12 protein-coding genes are annotated in these 16973 nt (G+C 61.3%); 6 read left to right on the top strand and 6 right to left on the bottom strand.

Annotated elements, in window-relative coordinates; genetic code table 11:
• Positions 1 to 164: 164 nt before the first annotated feature.
• Positions 165 to 446 (bottom strand): metal-sensitive transcriptional regulator, encoded by a 282-nt coding sequence (locus H3V09_RS08565; RefSeq protein ID WP_024627554.1) that lies wholly within the window; start codon positions 444 to 446, stop codon positions 165 to 167.
• Between the two features lie 115 nt (positions 447 to 561).
• Between H3V09_RS08565 and H3V09_RS08560 the strand changes: the two genes are divergently transcribed.
• From H3V09_RS08560 to H3V09_RS08545, 4 genes are all read left to right on the top strand, one after another.
• A complete protein-coding gene (locus H3V09_RS08560) occupies positions 562 to 3402 on the top strand; it encodes a heavy metal translocating P-type ATPase (RefSeq protein WP_198191693.1) in 2841 nt (946 codons plus the stop codon).
• Between the two features lie 63 nt (positions 3403 to 3465).
• On the top strand, positions 3466 to 4734 hold the full coding sequence (locus H3V09_RS08555; protein ID WP_198199053.1) for an AAA family ATPase: 1269 nt from the start codon (positions 3466 to 3468) through the stop codon (positions 4732 to 4734).
• Positions 4727 to 5062 carry a hypothetical protein gene (locus tag H3V09_RS08550; RefSeq protein WP_198191669.1) on the top strand — a complete coding sequence of 112 codons (336 nt, stop codon included), beginning with the start codon at positions 4727 to 4729 and terminating at the stop codon, positions 5060 to 5062. The genes H3V09_RS08555 and H3V09_RS08550 overlap by 8 nt, the downstream gene beginning before the upstream one ends.
• Positions 4998 to 5342 (top strand): hypothetical protein, encoded by a 345-nt coding sequence (locus H3V09_RS08545; RefSeq protein ID WP_198191668.1) that lies wholly within the window; start codon positions 4998 to 5000, stop codon positions 5340 to 5342. The genes H3V09_RS08550 and H3V09_RS08545 overlap by 65 nt, the downstream gene beginning before the upstream one ends.
• Here the strand turns inward: H3V09_RS08545 and H3V09_RS08540 are convergent, their stop codons facing one another.
• The 5 genes from H3V09_RS08540 to H3V09_RS08520 form a co-directional block, all read right to left on the bottom strand.
• Complete coding sequence (locus tag H3V09_RS08540) at positions 5343 to 6434, bottom strand: alpha/beta fold hydrolase (protein WP_110424680.1); 1092 nt, start codon at positions 6432 to 6434, stop codon at positions 5343 to 5345.
• A gap of 36 nt (positions 6435 to 6470) precedes the next feature.
• Positions 6471 to 8801 carry a YhgE/Pip domain-containing protein gene (locus H3V09_RS08535; RefSeq protein ID WP_198191667.1) on the bottom strand — a complete coding sequence of 777 codons (2331 nt, stop codon included), beginning with the start codon at positions 8799 to 8801 and terminating at the stop codon, positions 6471 to 6473.
• The gene (locus tag H3V09_RS08530; protein ID WP_198191666.1) at positions 8798 to 11434 is read right to left on the bottom strand and encodes a YhgE/Pip family protein; all 2637 of its coding nucleotides are present in this window, start codon (positions 11432 to 11434) and stop codon (positions 8798 to 8800) included. The genes H3V09_RS08535 and H3V09_RS08530 overlap by 4 nt, the downstream gene beginning before the upstream one ends.
• Before the next feature lie 277 nt (positions 11435 to 11711).
• Positions 11712 to 13019 carry a chloride channel protein gene (locus H3V09_RS08525; RefSeq protein ID WP_198191665.1) on the bottom strand — a complete coding sequence of 436 codons (1308 nt, stop codon included), beginning with the start codon at positions 13017 to 13019 and terminating at the stop codon, positions 11712 to 11714.
• A gap of 57 nt (positions 13020 to 13076) precedes the next feature.
• Positions 13077 to 15485 carry a S9 family peptidase gene (locus H3V09_RS08520; protein ID WP_198191664.1) on the bottom strand — a complete coding sequence of 803 codons (2409 nt, stop codon included), beginning with the start codon at positions 15483 to 15485 and terminating at the stop codon, positions 13077 to 13079.
• A gap of 230 nt (positions 15486 to 15715) precedes the next feature.
• Between H3V09_RS08520 and H3V09_RS08515 the strand changes: the two genes are divergently transcribed.
• Together H3V09_RS08515 and H3V09_RS08510 are read left to right on the top strand one after the other, a co-directional pair.
• Positions 15716 to 16420, top strand: coding sequence for an FhaA domain-containing protein (locus tag H3V09_RS08515; RefSeq protein ID WP_015021121.1), 705 nt, complete (start codon positions 15716 to 15718; stop codon positions 16418 to 16420).
• A 36-nt stretch (positions 16421 to 16456) separates the two neighbouring features.
• Positions 16457 to 16972: an FHA domain-containing protein FhaB/FipA gene (locus H3V09_RS08510; RefSeq protein WP_390895326.1), complete on the top strand. Its 516-nt coding sequence runs from the start codon at positions 16457 to 16459 to the stop codon at positions 16970 to 16972.
• Position 16973: the final 1 nt, after the last annotated feature.

The following is a 16973-nucleotide window of genomic DNA, read 5'->3' as shown; positions in this document are numbered from 1 at the left end:
TGCCTCTCCCCTTCAACCTCTTCTTCCCAGGACCGAACGGTCTGGGGTTGGGGTTCAATCTAACAGGAAAGAAGCGAAAGTTCAGCGATTCCCGGAAGAATGCCTATACCCGTTGCTTATGGACTGCTATTCTCTGGCGGATTAGGCCTGGCTGACAGGGGTTGCTAGGAGCGGACCAGGCGGGCGATGGCCTCGGAAGCCTCCTGCATCTTCTCGTCAGCCTCCTCGCCCCCCTTTTCGGCAGCCTCGCGGACGCAGTGGTTCATGTGGTCGTCCAGCAGGGTCAGAGCCACCGACTTCAGGGCGCTGGTCGAGGCGGCAATCTGGGTGAGGATGTCGATGCAGTAGGTATCCGACTCGACCATCTGCTCGATGGCTCTGACCTGACCCTCGACACGCCGGAGTCTGGTGATAGTCCGCTTTTTGTCATTGGCATATCCGGGCACGATTCACTCCATTCCTAGTCAATGGCATTCATGGTTGAGCCGGGACTAACTCGAATTCATGAAACCCATCTCGAAATTCACTATCAGTATACCCCTGGGGGGTATAGTGGGCCACATGAGCAACTTCCTGGTCCTTATTGCAGCCCTGGTCATCACGGCGGGCATCATCTGGTACTTCTTCGCGCCCAGAAAGGCCACCCAGGCCAAGGATGAGGACGGCGTCCAGACCGTCCACATCACAGTCAAGGGCGGATACAGCCCTCAGCTGATCCAGGTTCAGGCCGGGCGGCCGGTCAAGCTGGTCTTCGACCGCCAGGAGAGCGGGGAATGCTCCTCACACGTGGTCTTCAATGACTTCAATATCGACAAGACCCTGCCTGCCTTTCAGACCTCAACCGTCCAGCTGACCCCGCCCAAGGCCGGCGATTATCCCTTCGCCTGCGGGATGAACATGCTTCACGGGATGCTCCGGGCCACCGACGGACCCAAGACCGGCAATACCGAGGCACAATCCAACCAACCACAGGGCGGCCAGCCACAAAGTGAGCGCCCACAAGCCGAATCCACCCAGGCCAATGGCGGCAGCGACCAGGACGAGGCGGATCAGGAACGCACGGCAGAAATCCGTGACCTGACCAGGCGATTCATCGTAGCCCTGGTCTTCACGCTCCCGGTTTTCATCCCAGCCATGTTCGGCATGTTCCTGCCCATGCCACACATTCTGATGAACCCCTGGGTCCAGCTTGTCCTGATATTGCCAGTGATGTTCTACTCGGGCTGGCCCATCCATCGCACCGGGTGGCTGGCCCTGGCGCACCGGGCCCCGGAGATGAACTCGCTGGTCGCCCTGGGCACTGCCACAGCCTTCCTCTACTCACTGGTGGTCACTGTGGCCCCGCAACTCCTGCCTGAGGGAAGCCGTGAACCCTACTACGAGGCCGTGGGCACCATCATTACCCTGATGATCCTCGGCCAGATCCTGGAGGCGCGGGCCCGTCGCGGCACCGGCGATGCCATCCGCGCCCTTATCGGACTAAGGCCCAAGACCGCCACCGTGGTGAGGACCGGCCAGGACGGCAGGGAAACCGCCCAGGAGATCGCCGTCGACGATGTGGTCGTCGGAGACGTGATTCAGGTCCATCCGGGCGAGAAGCTGCCGGTGGACGGCCAGGTCATATCCGGGTCGTCCTCAGTGGACGAATCCATGGTGACCGGCGAGCCCATGCCCGTCCTCAAGCAGGAGGGCGATTCCCTGGTCGGAGCCACCGTCAACGGCACGGGCTCCCTGCGCTACAAGGCCACCCAGGTAGGGCAGGACACGGTCCTGGCACAGATCATCCGGCTGGTCAAGACGGCTCAGACCTCCAAGGCGCCCATTCAGAAACTGGCCGACCGAATATCGTCAATCTTCATCCCCGGAGTCATCCTGGTAGCGCTCTGGACCTTCGTGGCCTGGTGGGCGTTCGGCCCCATGCCCCGCGGAGTATACGGAATCGTGGCGGCGGTCTCCGTCCTGGTCATCGCCTGCCCCTGCGCCCTAGGCCTGGCCACTCCCCTATCCGTAACGATCGGCACCGGACGCGGCGCCCGTGCCGGTGTGCTCTACCGGTCGGCGGAGGCCCTGCAGGGAGCGCATGACATCGACACCATCGTCCTTGACAAGACCGGCACCATAACCCAGGGCCGGCCTGAACTGGCTGATGCCCTGAGCGTGCAGGGGATGAATGATGACCTGCTGATCAAGGCGGCCGCGAGCGCCGAGAGCAATTCCGAGCACCCCCTGGCCCAGGCCATCGTCCAGGCTGCCAAGGACCGCAACCTGGAGCTGGTCCCGGCCAAGGACTTCGACTCGGTTACCGGCGCTGGCATCGATGCGACCTTCCCTTCTGGCTCCTTCGAGGCAGGCAAAGGAACCCCGCATGTTCTTGTCGGCAACCGCAGACTGCTCGAGAGCAGGGGAATCGAACTTGAGAACGAAATAGCGGACCGGACTGGCGCGCAATCCCTCTTGGACACTGCCCGCAGCTGGGAGGATCAGGGCCGCACGACCATCTTCGTAGCCATCGACGGCAAGCTTGCCGGGGTCCTGGCAGTGACCGACCAGGTCAAAACCGGCTCCAAGCAGGCCATCCACGACATGAACGAGCGTGGCATCCAGACCATCATGCTGACCGGCGACAACCAGGGCACCGCGGAGCAGGTCGGGGGCCAGGTAGGGGTCACCCGGGTGGTGGCGCAGATCCATCCCGAGGACAAGGCGAGCATCGTCAAGGCCCTTCAGGCCCAAGGACACAAGGTGGCCATGATCGGCGACGGCATCAACGACGCCCCTGCCCTGGCCCAGGCCGATCTGGGCATGGCCATCGGCACCGGAACGGACGTGGCCATCGAGTCCGCCGACGTGACCCTGGTCTCAGGCGACCTGAACGCAGCCGTCAAGGCCATCGACCTCTCTGCTGCGACCATGCGCAACATCCATCAGAACCTCTGGTTTGCCTTCGGATACAACGGCCTGGGCATCCCCATCGCCGCCGGCGTGCTCTACCCCTTCATCGGCCTCCTGCTCAATCCAATGATCGCCGGCGCGGCCATGGCCTTCTCTTCACTGTCGGTGGTGCTCAACGCCAACCGGCTGCGGCACACACCCCTGAAGGCCAGGCCCGTCAAAGAGGCCAAGCCGATCGACATGGATGCCCTGACCAGGGACCTCAACATTTCCAACCACCAAGAACACAACCAAGAGAAAGGAAATGAGATGGGACTCTTCCATCATCATGACGACATGCAGCAGGATCAGGCGACGACGGACAAGGTCACCGACCCGGTCTGCGGCATGACCATCGACCCCAACACAGCCGCGGCCAAGCGCGACTACCAGGGCAAGACCTACTACTTCTGCTCGCAGAACTGCGTCGATACCTTCGATGCCGATCCTCAAAAGGTGCTCAACAAGTAGGATTGCAGGCGTATCATATTCCTGTAGACACATTTTATGTCTACAGGAATATTGGTGGTTATTATGCGTCTGCTCAGAATGGTCGTCGAAGGACTTGAACCCTTCGAAAACCAGACCCTGGCCCTGGATCTTTACGCCCGCGACCAGGTTCGCTCGAAAATCCCCGGCAACGGTCTGACTTATCTGGAAAACAATCCGACTAGTCACATTTACGCGCAGAACGTGCTGTGCCTTACGGGAATCAATGCATCCGGCAAAACCACGGCACTCAATGCCTTGGCTCTGGCCGTCAGCATCCTGAGCAAGGATGCCAGTCCTATGCTTTCCTCCGTCAGGTCCCTCAGCGCCTTCGGGCCAAGCCTGCAGATCTCCCTGATATTTGAGTCCAAGCAGCACTTCTATCTGCTCAAGTCACAGCTGGATGCGGTCCGGAACGACAACGCCGATGAAAGTACGGACCCACTGGCAGATAGCACTTATAAGTTTTCTCAGGAACAACTTTGGCGATATCCAAGCAAGCCCCTGCCCAAGTCCGTACTTCGCAATACAGACGCTTTCCAACAACGCTCAAAGCTGATCAAGGTCCGGCGTCTGGCAACCCAATCTCCAGGAGATACAACCACCGATGCCTACCTGACAAAGGAGGCCTTCGACTACCTCTCGCCTCACTCCAGCATCGTTCTGCCCTATACCAGGACGGCTCTCGCTCAGGTCATCGCCCGCATCGGACCAGAAACCTACTTTCCCATCGTTCCGGTCGACACCATCGCTGATCCCGTGCTGCACGTCTTCGATGACAGCATCGATTACTTCCACATCGACCAGGAACATCGCGCCCATCTGAGATTCGCTGGCACCTCTCAAGAGGTGGTCATGTCCAACATGGACACGGCCGGACTGCTCTCCCTGGGCACAGTCCGTGGATCCCGGATCATCAAAGCGGCCATCCGGGTTTTGCGCACAGGTGGTTATCTGCTGATCGATGAAATTGAGAACAGTATCAACAAGGAGCTGGTACGCATGATCATCAACCTCTTCATGTCTACGACCAGCAATCCTCATGGCGCCACCCTGGTATTCACGACCCACTATGCAGAACTGCTCGACCTGATCCAGCGCAAGGACAATATTTACTTCCTCAGACGTGGCGAGGACGAGCGTAAGGGCATCGAGGCAATCAATTACTCAGAGGCAGTAAAGCGCGGGGAGCTCAAACACAGTGAGGTCTTCCTGTCCAACTACATCGGAGGCACCGCCCCCAAGGCAGCCGAACTGAAGGCCATGCGCCAATACGTAGCCGGCCAGGTAGCCAGGCAAGAAAATCATGCGTAGCAGACGGGAGGAACTTGCAAGGGCCATCGGGGACGATGCGGTGCTCTTCTCATGCGAAGGCGTAGCCGAGCAGGTCATCGTCGACAAACTGGTCACCAAGCACCTGACTTTCATCAATCGGAATCGTATCATCACCGATCCTTACAACGACGATGCCTGGTCAACCTGTGACAGAAGCGGTGAGGGCTTGGCTCGGGACTTCCTGACCCAGGATTACGGACGAAACGTGACCATCCTCTGTATACAAGCTGGGCCACCGCACCTTGCTGCGCCAGCCTTACGCCAAACATGCCCGGACCATCAACGTCACCACGCATCCCGAGATTGAGATGCTGATCGTCTGTCGCGAGGGCAAGCTGGACGAGTACAACAGTTGGAAATCACACCATCGTGGCAAAAAGAACAGCAAACTGAAGCCCAGTCTCTTCTGCAAGGATGAGCTGGGCAGGGACGACCGCAACTTCCGTGATGTCAAGAAATATCCTTTTCTGAATCAATACTGGGATGATGCGGATGCGCTCGTCAGAGCTTTAGAACTGTACAGGGAACTAGCCTCTGCAAAAAAGCAGGGCATTGACTTTATGCTGGCCGATCTGCTCAGCGTCTGATCAGCGGTCGTCAGCGAGCTGCCAGGGCTGGTCGAAAAAGTCGAAGATACGCTCCAAGTAAGGTCTCAGAACATTGTCGGGCATCTGGTAGAGCTCGTGCATGCTGCCCGGGATGCGCACCAGAGTGGCCTGGCAGCCGCCCTGCTGGACCTGGTCTACAAAACGGTTCTGGGGAATCGGCAGCACAAACCGGTCGGGCTGAGCTTGGAAAAGCAGCAGAGGGGTCTCCACCCGACTGCAACGGTCGGAACGCAGTATGGCCCGACTCATCTCCAGGCTTTCCCTGACCCAGCCGAAGGTGGCGGCGCTGGTCTGGTAGTGCAGTTCCTTGGCCCGTAACTTATGGGTCCAGGACACCCGGGCCTGGCTGCCATTGGGATACTTGCCCATGTCCAGCTCGGGACGGAATGGGCCGAACCCAGGAACTATGCTGCGCGAGCGCCCCATTATGCAGGCGGCGTTTGTTGCCGTCCAGGCCACCGAGGGCATGAACCCGGTCCTCGGTGCGATCATCGGCGATGACAGGACCGCCTTGTCGATAAGGGAGGGGAAGGTTTCCAGCATCCGCGCAGCCACGCCGCCGCCCATGGAGTGGGCATAGAGCACCATGGGCTCGTCCTGGGCATACTGCTGGCCCACCTGGGAGCAGAAAGCGGCCAAATCTGCCACATACCGCTGCCAATGATCCACCCAGATCAGGCTGGGATCGTTCACGCCCCGGCCGGAGAAACCGTGTCCCCAATGCTCAGGAATACAGACGGAATACCCCTGCATAAGGAAGTACCAGGCCATCTCCTGATACTTGTCGGCGAATTCCGAAAAACCGAAAGAGATGATTACAGCCCCGCGCACGCGCGCTGAGCCGGACTCCACTGCACCCTGGCGAAACAGCGTCCTGTCATAACAAACGTAATGCAGAAGCCGGGAAGGATCCACGCCGCTAAGATGGGCCTTGTCCAACAAGATTCCCCCGTCCTCGCCGCCGTCATGGGAGATCATCCATCCGTCACTGCGACAGGAGGCCAGGTCAGGAAGGACACGATCCTTCATGATTTGGTCGTAGCGGCGTTCCTCAACCAATTGGACGCTCATGCTCTCACCCTATACCACCTTCTGTTGGACTCGGCCCTACATGAGCCGGGTGCTCTCAAGGTTTCTGACGATCCAGTCATTGAGGCGGATGACGGGCTTGCGCAGGACCAGCCCCAGCAGCAACGAGGGCACCAGGAAGAGAGCCAAAGTGGCCATCTCATGCCAGAACTCCATGCCATAGGCTCCGGCAACAGCCGACTGCATGGCCCCGATGGCGTGAACAAAGGGCAGGAAGGGATAGACCCCCTGGAAGAATCCGGGCAGCGTCTCCATGGGGAAGGTGCCGCCCGAGCCGGCCACCTGCATGACCAAGAGGATGACGGCAATGGCCTTGCCGATGTCCCCGAAGGAGACGACCAGGGTATAGATCAGATTCATGAAGACGAATGAGGCGAAGACCGCCACCAACACGAACATCAGCGGATGGACGCACTGGACTTTCAGATAGAAGAGGTCTCCCAGTGCGATCAGACAGCCCTGGAGGATGGCCAGCAGAGCGAAGACCGCGAATCTGCCGAAGTACTCCTGGTAAAGCTGAAGGCCAAAGCGACGGGCGTTGCCTGGCGACTCGGGGCGGAAAGCTCCCCAGGAGCGACGGCCCTCGGAATCCTCATCCAAGTCATCGGCCCTCTTCCAGGCATCCTGCAGGGAGTCCAGGTGCAGGACGAAGGCCTTTTTCTTGTCTGACAGGGCCACCTTCATCATGGCTGCCAGAATGGTGGCACCCACCCAGATGGAGAGGATGGTGTAGAAGGGCGTCATGGCCGACCCGTAGTTCATGACAGGGAAGACCGCATGCCGATGGATGCCGACCGGCGAGGACAGAAGCGCGGCCAGGGTTTCGGAATCCCCGCTCAGCAGGGATTTGACCTCCTGGGTATCTTTGCCCTGCGAAGCCTGGGTCAGGTGTCCCCCCAGGTCGGTCAGCCGCTTGGATGCCTTGTCCAGACGCTGAGAGATCTCACCCAGTTGGTCCTTGGCCTGGCTGATGTCATTGGTCATAGGTCCCGTCAGCCCAGAGGCGCCCTTGACGGTCCCATCCAGGCCCGTCAGCAGCCGGTCGGTCGAGGTGACCACAGTGTCCATGGAGGAAGCCAGGTCGTCCAGGCGAGGCCTCAGATCCTTGCGGTACTGGGTGCGGACCTGATCCACCGAGGCACGGGCCTGGGCGATCCTATTCTTCAGATCCTGCCGCTGTCCGCCCAGCTTGTCCTTGCCTTCCTTGGCTGTCTGAGAGGCCTGGCTGATCCGGTCTGCCAGGTCACGCTGGGCTGCCTGAGCTGCACGCATTCCGGCCTGGGCCTGATCGATGGCGGTCAGAAGAGCCTGACGCTGCTCCACCGTCAGATTGGAGTCGGATTCCACAGTGCTGCGCAGATCCTCCAGGCTGGCAATCATCCGATCGTAGTCGGCCGCCGAGTCTCTGATCCGTTCGCTCAGATCATTCAGCTGGCTGCTGACGGCATCGCTCTGCTGGCCCACCTTGTCGAAGGCGTCGTCGATCTTAGAGCTGATGGTGTCATAGGCGCCCGAGGCCTGGTCAAGGGCGGTGTCGACCGCCTGGGCCGACCCGGAGAGGGACTTGCCCAGATCCTTGGATCCCTTGGTCCCCTGGTTCAGGGCCTTCCTGGCATCGGCCATGGCGGAGTCGGACCGGCCCAGGATCCTGCCGGTGGAGTCAATCATCTTTCCGGAGGAGTCCAGAAGGCCCGCATAAGCATTCACCTGACCGGAAGCGGTGGTCAAACGCTGTGACATCTGGTCGATGTGGCTGGTCGTCCTGGCCAGATAATCCTGAACCTGGGGGCTCTGGGAGTATGTGAAGACCTGGCTGGCCAGGTCGATCCCCACCTGACCCACGGTCTTGACGAAGGTCTTGTCAATGGTCGTGGCCACAGTGTCGGCCCCCTGCTCAGTGACGTGGGGAGCGATAGCGTTCTTCTTCTCGTTCAGGTAGTACTCGAGATTGGCGTGCTTCACATCCTGCGAGAACAGGGTCATCATGTCCGCGCTGAAATCCTTGGGGATGATGATGGCAGCGTAGTACTCGCCTGAGCGCACCCCGTCCAGGGCCTGATCGCGGTTGACGAACCTCCAGTCCAGCTGGTCGTTGGCCCGCAGGGTGCTGGTGACCGTCTCCCCCACGTTGATCCTGACCGGGATCAGGTCGGACTTGTACCCCTTGTCGGTGTTGGCCACGGCCACCTTGATGGCCTTGGTGTTCTTGTAGGGGTCCCAGCTGGCGGCGATGTTGAACCAGGCATAGAGGGCCGGGACGATGATCAGACCCATCAGGACGATGATGGCGATGACATTACTGGTGGCATCGGCCAGGTCCTTGCGCAGGATCCTCCAGATGTTCCTCATCGACGATCACCATCCTCGGGAGCGCCTTCCTCATCACGATTCAAAACTGATTCGCGCACGGCCGTGGTCAGCCTCGTCATGGCCGATGGACCCTGCCTGTGCGGACGAATCAAGGCATGGAAGTCCATGCCAGGGCGCTCGGTCAGGCCTAACTGCTGCACATAGCTGTCGCAGATGTATTCGACGATGATCAGGTAGGCGTCGATCAGGACGATGGAGGCGATGCAGGCGATCAGCATGACGATCTTGGCCTCGGTGCTGAGCAGCAGGATAAGGAAGAGGACCGGCAGCAGAACCAAGGCCAGACCAGCCCGGATCAGCCTTGGATAGAGGGCCAGGAAGCGATGCGCCCGCCGCCTTATGACGGCACGGTAGTCGCCCTCGCCCAGGATGGAGCGGGCCAGGCTGCCCAGGCTCAGACGACGGTCAGCGGAATGGTTCTGCTCGGTCAGCATCAGGTCGGTTGCACCGAGCCGCCGGTCGAAGAGGGCATTCAGGTTGAGCAGGTACCGCCGCACCACCAGTCCGATCAGCAGGGCCGCCGGCAGATACCAGAAGATGTGGAGCATGTCCTGCCAATAGTGGTTGCCGTACATGCCGCCGATGGTCTCGCGCATGGCGTTGATCCCATAGGTGAAGGGCAACCAAGGGTTCAGATTGCGGAAGAAATCGGGCATCATCTCGATGGGATACATGCCCGAGGACCCAGGTATCTGCAGAATGACCAGAACCACGGCCAAGGCCTTGCCGATGTGCCTGAAGGAGGCGGCCAGGGCATAGATGATGTTGATGTAGACGAAGGATGCGAAGACTCCGGCCAGGACGAACAGGGCCGGCTGCTGGCATTGGATGCCCAGCATCAGGTCGCCCACTGTAGCGATCAGCGCCTGGAAGAAGCCGACGAAGACCAACAGAAGCCAGCGGCCCAGATAGGCCTGGGTGGCGGAGCACTTGCGGATGCCCTCCTTGTCGACCTCCAGCTTGTAGATGGCTATCAGGATGAACCCGCCCACCCAGAGGGCCAGATTGGTATAGAAGGGCGCCACGGATGACCCGTAGTTGCTGACCGGGTAGACCGTGTGTGAGGCCAGCTCCACCGGCGAGGCCATGGCCTTCCCGAAGGATTCCGGGCTCAATCCCAGGGTCTGGGACATCCGGTTCCAGGCGGCCGAGGATCCCAGAGCGGCCACATCGGTGCGAACCCCCTCCAGGTCGGATCTGACTGAGACCAGAGAGGTCCTGGTGGTGGACAGGGTCGACTGCGCCTGGCCAATGGTGGAATCCAGCTGATCCAGCAGGGCGTCGGTCTGGGCGGCCGTGGTGGACAGGCTACTCAGGGCACCCTGAAGCGAGCCGTTTGAGGCGTTGAGGTTGTCCAGCCCGGTAAGAAGGCTGGGCATGGTGGTCCCCGTCAGGCTTTGGCTGGCCGAAGTCAGGGTCTTGATGCCTGTGTCGCCGGTGTCGGTCATGGCCGAGCTCAGGTCCGATGCGGCATGCTTGCCCGAGTCCAGAGCCGTCGAGGAGTTCTTCCTGAAAGCATCCAGGGATGCCTTCTGCTGCTGGTTGGTTTTTTTCAGATCGTCGATCTGCCGCTGGATGATCTCGTAGGCCGGATCCCCAGGACGCAGTCCGGACTGGTCAAGGCCCGACTGGAGCCGGTCCACGGCCTTTCCGTTGGCATCGACCAGCTGGCCCAGGCCGGAATTGACCCGGTCCACCTTGTCCTGAGTGGCGTTCAGGTCGGCGGTGATTCCGCCCGCTACCGTATTCACATCAGTGACCGCGCTGGACAGCTGCACTGACCCGTCCGCCAGGGCCTGGTTCAGAGCAGAGGAGAAGCGGAGACTGTCGTCGCGGGTCCTGGTCATGTGGTCCTGGGCCTTCTTCAGGGTGGCCTGGGCGGCCGATATTTGACTCTGCAGGTTCTTGATGTCGTTTTTGGAGCCGGCCACGGTCTGCCGAGCCTGGCTCATAGTGGAACCGATTCGGTCAAGCTGGCCGTCCGTACGATCCAGCTGGCCGATGATGTCCCCCAGGTCGCCCACCACCTGGCTGCGGTTCTGCTCGGCTGCACCCTGGGCATCGCCGGCGGTCTGCAAGACCTTTCCTGCCAGCGCGTCGCTGACGGCCGAAACGAAGACCGTGTTGATCTCCTGGTCGATGGTGGAAGCGCCGGTGTCGGTCACCTTGGGGGCGATGGCGTTCTTCTTCTCATTGACGTAATAGTCCAGAGCAGGCCTGCTCCCGGTCCCCTCAACGATACCGACCAGGTCGGCGCTGAACCGTTCAGGGATGATAATGGCCGCATAGCACTGGCCCGAGTGGACCTCGTCGATGGCTCTCTTGTCATCATCCACGAACTTCCAGCCCAGGCTTTTGTTGGCACGCAGCTCCTGGATGACCGATTTGCCGGCGTTGATCCTGCCGGTTTCTGCGGATTGTGCCCCTCGGTCCATGCTGACGACAGCCACGGGGAGGTTTTTGGCATTGCTGTAGGGGTCCCAGAGGGCCATGATGTTGAACCAGGCATAGAGGGAGGGCAGCACGGCCACGCCGATGGTCACGACCAGGGCTACGGGATTGCGCAGTATCCGCCAGAGATCTCGCCTGAAGATGGCCAACACGGTCTTCACCGCCAGGCACCTCCTTCTTGTCTGTCCGGGGGATAACGGCACAGGCCTGCTCCACTCGGATTGGCTGCATCCTCCCGGGACCTACGTCCGGCCCGAGTATAGCCACCCTTCCTTACTGGCCCAGACCGGTCAGCTGATCGTGAATGCCCATGCAAGCCTGGAGGCGGTAGAACAGGCATACGACCAATAGTGGTTTCATCGTATATGAGTAAGGACGGAATCTTTGGGCATCACGCAAGGCCGGACTGTCAGGACGACAAAGGCTCTCGACGATAGTTCATGACTTTGCCACGAACAGACGCGAGACCGCCATCGACAGGGCCACAGCCAAGCCCGTGGGCATAAAGGCCATGACCGGCAGGTGGCAGACCTCCATGAGCATGGCCATGGCCATGAGCGGAGCCTGCTGGGAGGCGGCCAGCAGAGAGGCGGCACCAAGGACGGCACACTGCCAGACCGGCAGGCCAGGCACTAGGCAAACCAGCAATAGGCCCAAAACAGCGCCCATGGCTGATCCTAAGGCTATGGATGGCGTCAGAGTGCCCCCAAAGGCCCCGGCACGGATGGTGGCTGTAGTCAGCAGAGCCTTGGCCAGAGCGAAGAGGACCAAGAGGGCAAGTGACTGAACCAGCTGGAGCCCAGAAAATCCGGCAGGCAAACGCTGATCCATGCCCATCTGGGCCAGAGCCCGGCCATTGCCCATCACCTGAGGGACGACCAAGGCGACCAGACCGGTCAACAGGGATATCCCCGTCAGCTGCCAGATGGCGGCAGGGCCAGTGGTTCTATGGGCCTCTGCCCAGGAGGTCATCCGCCGGAATCCAGCCCCCAGCAGCCCCATGACCGGTCCGATCAGCAAAACTACTGCCATAAGCCAGGGCCGGAAGGGTTCGGAGCCGACCTTATAGTAAGGAGCAAACCCCTTGATGGATCCCCCAACCAGAGTAGCCAGGGCCGACATGGCCAGATTGACCGTCACCACTTCGGCATCCACCCGCCGCAGCAGCACCTCGATACCGAAGAAGGCACCAGTCAGAGGCGCAATGTAAATGCCGGCGAATCCCGCACCAGCAGCCGAGGCGACCAGCAGTGGACCGTCTTGATCACGTAGCCCCAGCCGCCGTCCCATCTTGGTCCAGAGACCGCCCAGAAGAGCCCCGGCCTCGCGAGGGGCCACCTCCCTACCTATGGAGCCACCAGAAGCCACAAAGAAAATCTGGGTGAGCACATGGACCACGGTCCGCCCCGGGGGCATGGGCGCGCCCTTGACAGCTTGGCCGACCGAGGGGACCAGTCTGGTCCTCGTCCGCAGCCAGGCCCAGACCAGACCGGCCACAAGACCGGCAAGAGTCACCGAGGCCAGCCTTCTGATCGGCGGTACTGCTTCAGCCGTGGGAGCGCCTGGAGTCTCAGCGAAACCCAGCAGGCCGACCTGTGTCAGCTCGAAGAACCTTGCCAGCAGGCCCGAAGAAAGTCCGACCAGCAGCCCCAGGCAGAGCACTGAGACCGTCAGACCCCAGCTGCGGGGAAACTGGAAGCCATGGTTGGGTCCTAGAGCCTGGTCAGGCTTTCGTTGGATATGCACAACCCCAATCTAGCGGAAGCAGCAGTCCGCAGAGCGTTAGCCCAAGCAGCCTTTCTGTCAGTCCGTCTTGTTCTTGAGGGCGTCCCGCAGGAAGTCCCGCTGCAAAATGAGCAGGTTCTCGGCCACAGTCTCGTCGTTGGTCATGTGGGTGATGCCGGTCAACGGCAGAACCGTATGGGGGCGTCCAGCCGCCATCAGAGCGTTGGAGAGCCTCAGGGTGTTGGCCACGGAGACATTGTCGTCCGCGAACCCGTGGATCAGCATCAACGGGCGGCGCAGCGAGGGGGCGTCATCAATGATCCCATTACGGCGATAGACGGCCGGATCCATGCCCAGATAGCGCTCGGTGTAGTGGGTGTCATAAAGAGTCCAGTCTGTGGGAGGGGCACCCGCGCAGGCCGCATGGATCCGGTCGGGAGCCCGCAGAACCGATAGGGCCGACAGGAAGCCGCCATAGGACCAGCCGATCATGGCCACATGCCCCAGGTCGGCCTCGGGGGCGAAGTCCGGCAGGGCCTCCAAAGCCTCAAGCTGGTCATCCAGAGTCACCTGGGCCATGTCCTCAAAGATGGCCCGATCCCAGGCAGGACCACGACCAGGCGTGCCTCGGCCGTCGGCGGTCAGTACCAGGAAGCCCTGATCGGCCCACCACTGGGACTCCCAGTAGTAGGACTGGTTAAAGACCACCTGCTGGGCACCTGGCCCGCCGTAGGGCTTGAGCAGGACGGGCAGGCTGTCGGCGCTGGCGTAGGGGCTGGATTCAGAGGGCCTGACGATGGCTGCGAACAGCTCGTGCTGCCCCATGCGCACGAAGTCCACGTTGGGTGTGAACCCGGGATCGCTGCTGGTGTCGGCCAGGACAGCGCTCATAGCCCCCTGGCTATTGATATGACCTGTATCCACGGCCCGACGATCAGGACGATCCTGATGCTCCGGCCGTACAGGTTCGCCAGTCTGCCTAGCGCTGCTGTCAGAGCGAGCTTCGCCCACCAGGCCCAGCCCTTCAGCACCCAGGCGGTCCAGGTCCCCATCAGCCCCCAGATAGCAGTGCCGCACCTGTCCCTGCGCCGAAGCCATGGTCCGGCCGCTGACCACGATGCCATGGCCGGCTCGTGAGGCGGACCACACTCCAGGCAGGCGGTTGAGCACATGGATGGAGCCGTCATAGCTCAGGCGCATCAAATCGAAACTGCGGGGATCAGTGGAGACCACCGCCAGCACATCGTGGTCCTCCACAGACAGCACCTGCCGGATCTGGCAACCCGCTGGGGAGAAGACCTTTCCGTCAAGGCGCAGCCGCGTGGTGTCGGCTTCTGTGTCGATGAAGGCATCCACCAGCCCGCCCTGGGGCCGGTAGGCCGGCAGCCCGGGCACCAGGTCGATCCACTGGTCGTTGCTATGCTCCTGCAGCACCATGGTGGACACCTTGGGTGCCGCCTCGGGATCAAGCAGGGTCATATTCCGCCCCGGCTCCAAATCCTGACGGACATCCGGCACCTGCACATCCAGGATCCTGTCCTCGGTCTGTCGGCGGTTCTGAACCAGCAGCAGGGGCCGATGCCCATCCTGCCAGCGGACCACGGCCATGTACTCGAAGGCCTGATGGTCCCAGTCCACCTCGCCCACCCAGGGGTCGGTGTCATCCTGGCCCAGGAGGACCAGGCTCAGCCCAACACGTGCGTTGGCAGTCAGAGCCTGGGGATACCGCCGGGCGCGCGGCCCGACCTGGGGATTGGCCGGATCGCTGATGTACCAGATCGGCTCATCGGAGGAATCAGTGTGTTCGACCAGCAGAGCCCGGGAATCCGGCGACCACCAGAACCCCTGGTAGCGATCCATCTCCTCGCCGGCCACGAACTCGGCCAGCCCCAGCTGCATCCGATTATCAGTGCCGGGGCGCAGGGCCAGGACAGCCCGTTCATGATCCTGCTCGGCACCCTGTCCGATGGTGACCACCATTAGCCGGTCGCCAGTCGTATAGGCCACCATGGTGCCGTCCGGGCTGATGGCGGGATTAAGCACAGCCGAATCACTGTCTTCCAAGCTCAGAGCCCGTGTGGAGGCGGTGAGACCATCAGAGGCTATCAGCGAAAGCCAGAGCCGACCACCCAGGGCAAAGACCACCCGATCCCCGGCAGCATCCACGCTGTAATCGACAATGCCCTCGCCGCCTTCTCGCGAGCGCTCCCTGCGGGCCAGCTCGGCGGCCGGCACCTCTTCCTGGTCCGCATCCTCCAGCAGGGCCCTGGGGTCAGCCAAGAGCACCTCATGGTGGCGGCCTTCCTGGTCAAAGACGGACAGCCAGAGCCCGGTCACCAGGTCCTCAGGCCCGTCGGAGCGCAGGAAGACGGCGCGTGAACCGTCCCCCACCGCCAGGGCCGACCGCGGCGCACCCAACGTAAACCGCAGGGTCCGGGCCTTGGCCCGCGGATATGCCTCCATCGCCCGATCCACCTCTTCGGCCATGCTCGCTCCTCGAATATCTCTGACATGATCCCCATGACCATGCGTCTGCCACGATGATAAGCGCCCAAGCGCCAAAGGGGAATTCGATCAGCCTCAATACTGATGTATCATCCTGACGGTCGCGGTTCGTTCGAACCCGTTCATTGGAGAAATTGCAAGCATCCGACCACTCATTACCCCCTTCCGGCAGGGTCACGTACTATGAAAGGGTTATATGGAAAGGGATGACTATGAGCGTTCTCGATCGTTTCGAGAAGAGCGTGGAAGGCGCCGTTAACGGTGTCTTCTCGAAGTTCGGCTCCAAGGACCTGCAGCCCGTCGACCTGTCGAGCGCCCTCGAGCGTGAGATAGACTCACAGGCCATGCCCGTTGGTCGCGACCGCACCGTGGCGCCCAACGAGTATCGATTCAGACTATCCACACCAGACTTCGACCGCATCGAGCAGTGGGGTTCGGAGGCTCTGGCCAACGAGCTGGCAGACAATCTGACCAAGTACGCCGAAAGCCAGCACTATGCCTTCGTCGGCCCGGTCGTGGTCATATTCGAAGAGGACCTCAACCTGAACAAGGGTGACTTCCACCTGTCTGCCGAGTCGGTTCAGGGCAACGCGGCGCCCGTTACCACTCCCGAAGAGTCCAAGGACTGCCCGGTGCTGGAGATCAACGGTCGCCAGTACCTGCTGACCGCCCCCATCACCACCATCGGCCGTGGATCCTCCTGCGACATCGTCATCGACGATGCAGGCATCTCCCGCCGACATCTCCAGATCGAGATCACCGACAAGGGCGTAGTAGCCCGCGATCTGGGGTCCACCAACGGCACCTATGTAGAGGGACATCAGGTTCCCGCAGCCACCCTGCTGGACGGCAATACCATCACCATCGGCCGTACCCGCATCCTCTACTGGGCATCGTCGCAGGAACAGGATTCGTAAGTCGCCCAGACCTTGAAGTAAGGTCGAATCATTATGCTGACTGAACTGACATTCGCCATCCTCAAATACGGATTCCTGGCTCTGCTATGGGTATTCGTCTGGCTGGCCGTCCGTTCACTCCGCAAAGACATCGAGACCTTCAGCCCCAAGACTTCCCATACCCGCCGACGCAGTGAACGCGCAGCCCAGCGCAAGCTACCGGCGGCCGCCAGATCCGTGCCTATCGCCCCAGTCAGCAAGACAGAGCACGCGAACAACGAACCCTCCCTGCTGGTGGTCATCGACGGACCTCTGGCCGGCTCCTCCACGCCGCTGTCCGGGCGTCCCATCACCCTGGGCCGCTCCTCCTCGAACACCTTGGTGCTGGACGACGAGTTCGTCTCCGGCCATCATGCGCGGGTCTACCAGGATCCTGCATCGGGCCGATGGGCCATCGAGGATCTTGGGTCCACCAATGGCACCGTCGTCTCGGGGCAGAGAATCACGGCTCCGACAATCCTACCGGCGGAGGTTCCTGTACGCATCGGAGCCACCACCTTCGAGTTGAGGTAGC

This window comes from Bifidobacterium sp. M0399, assembly GCF_016100595.1.
Classification (GTDB): Bacteria; Actinomycetota; Actinomycetes; order Actinomycetales; family Bifidobacteriaceae; genus Bombiscardovia; species Bombiscardovia polysaccharolytica.
This window is presented reverse-complemented; position numbering and strand designations above follow the sequence as displayed.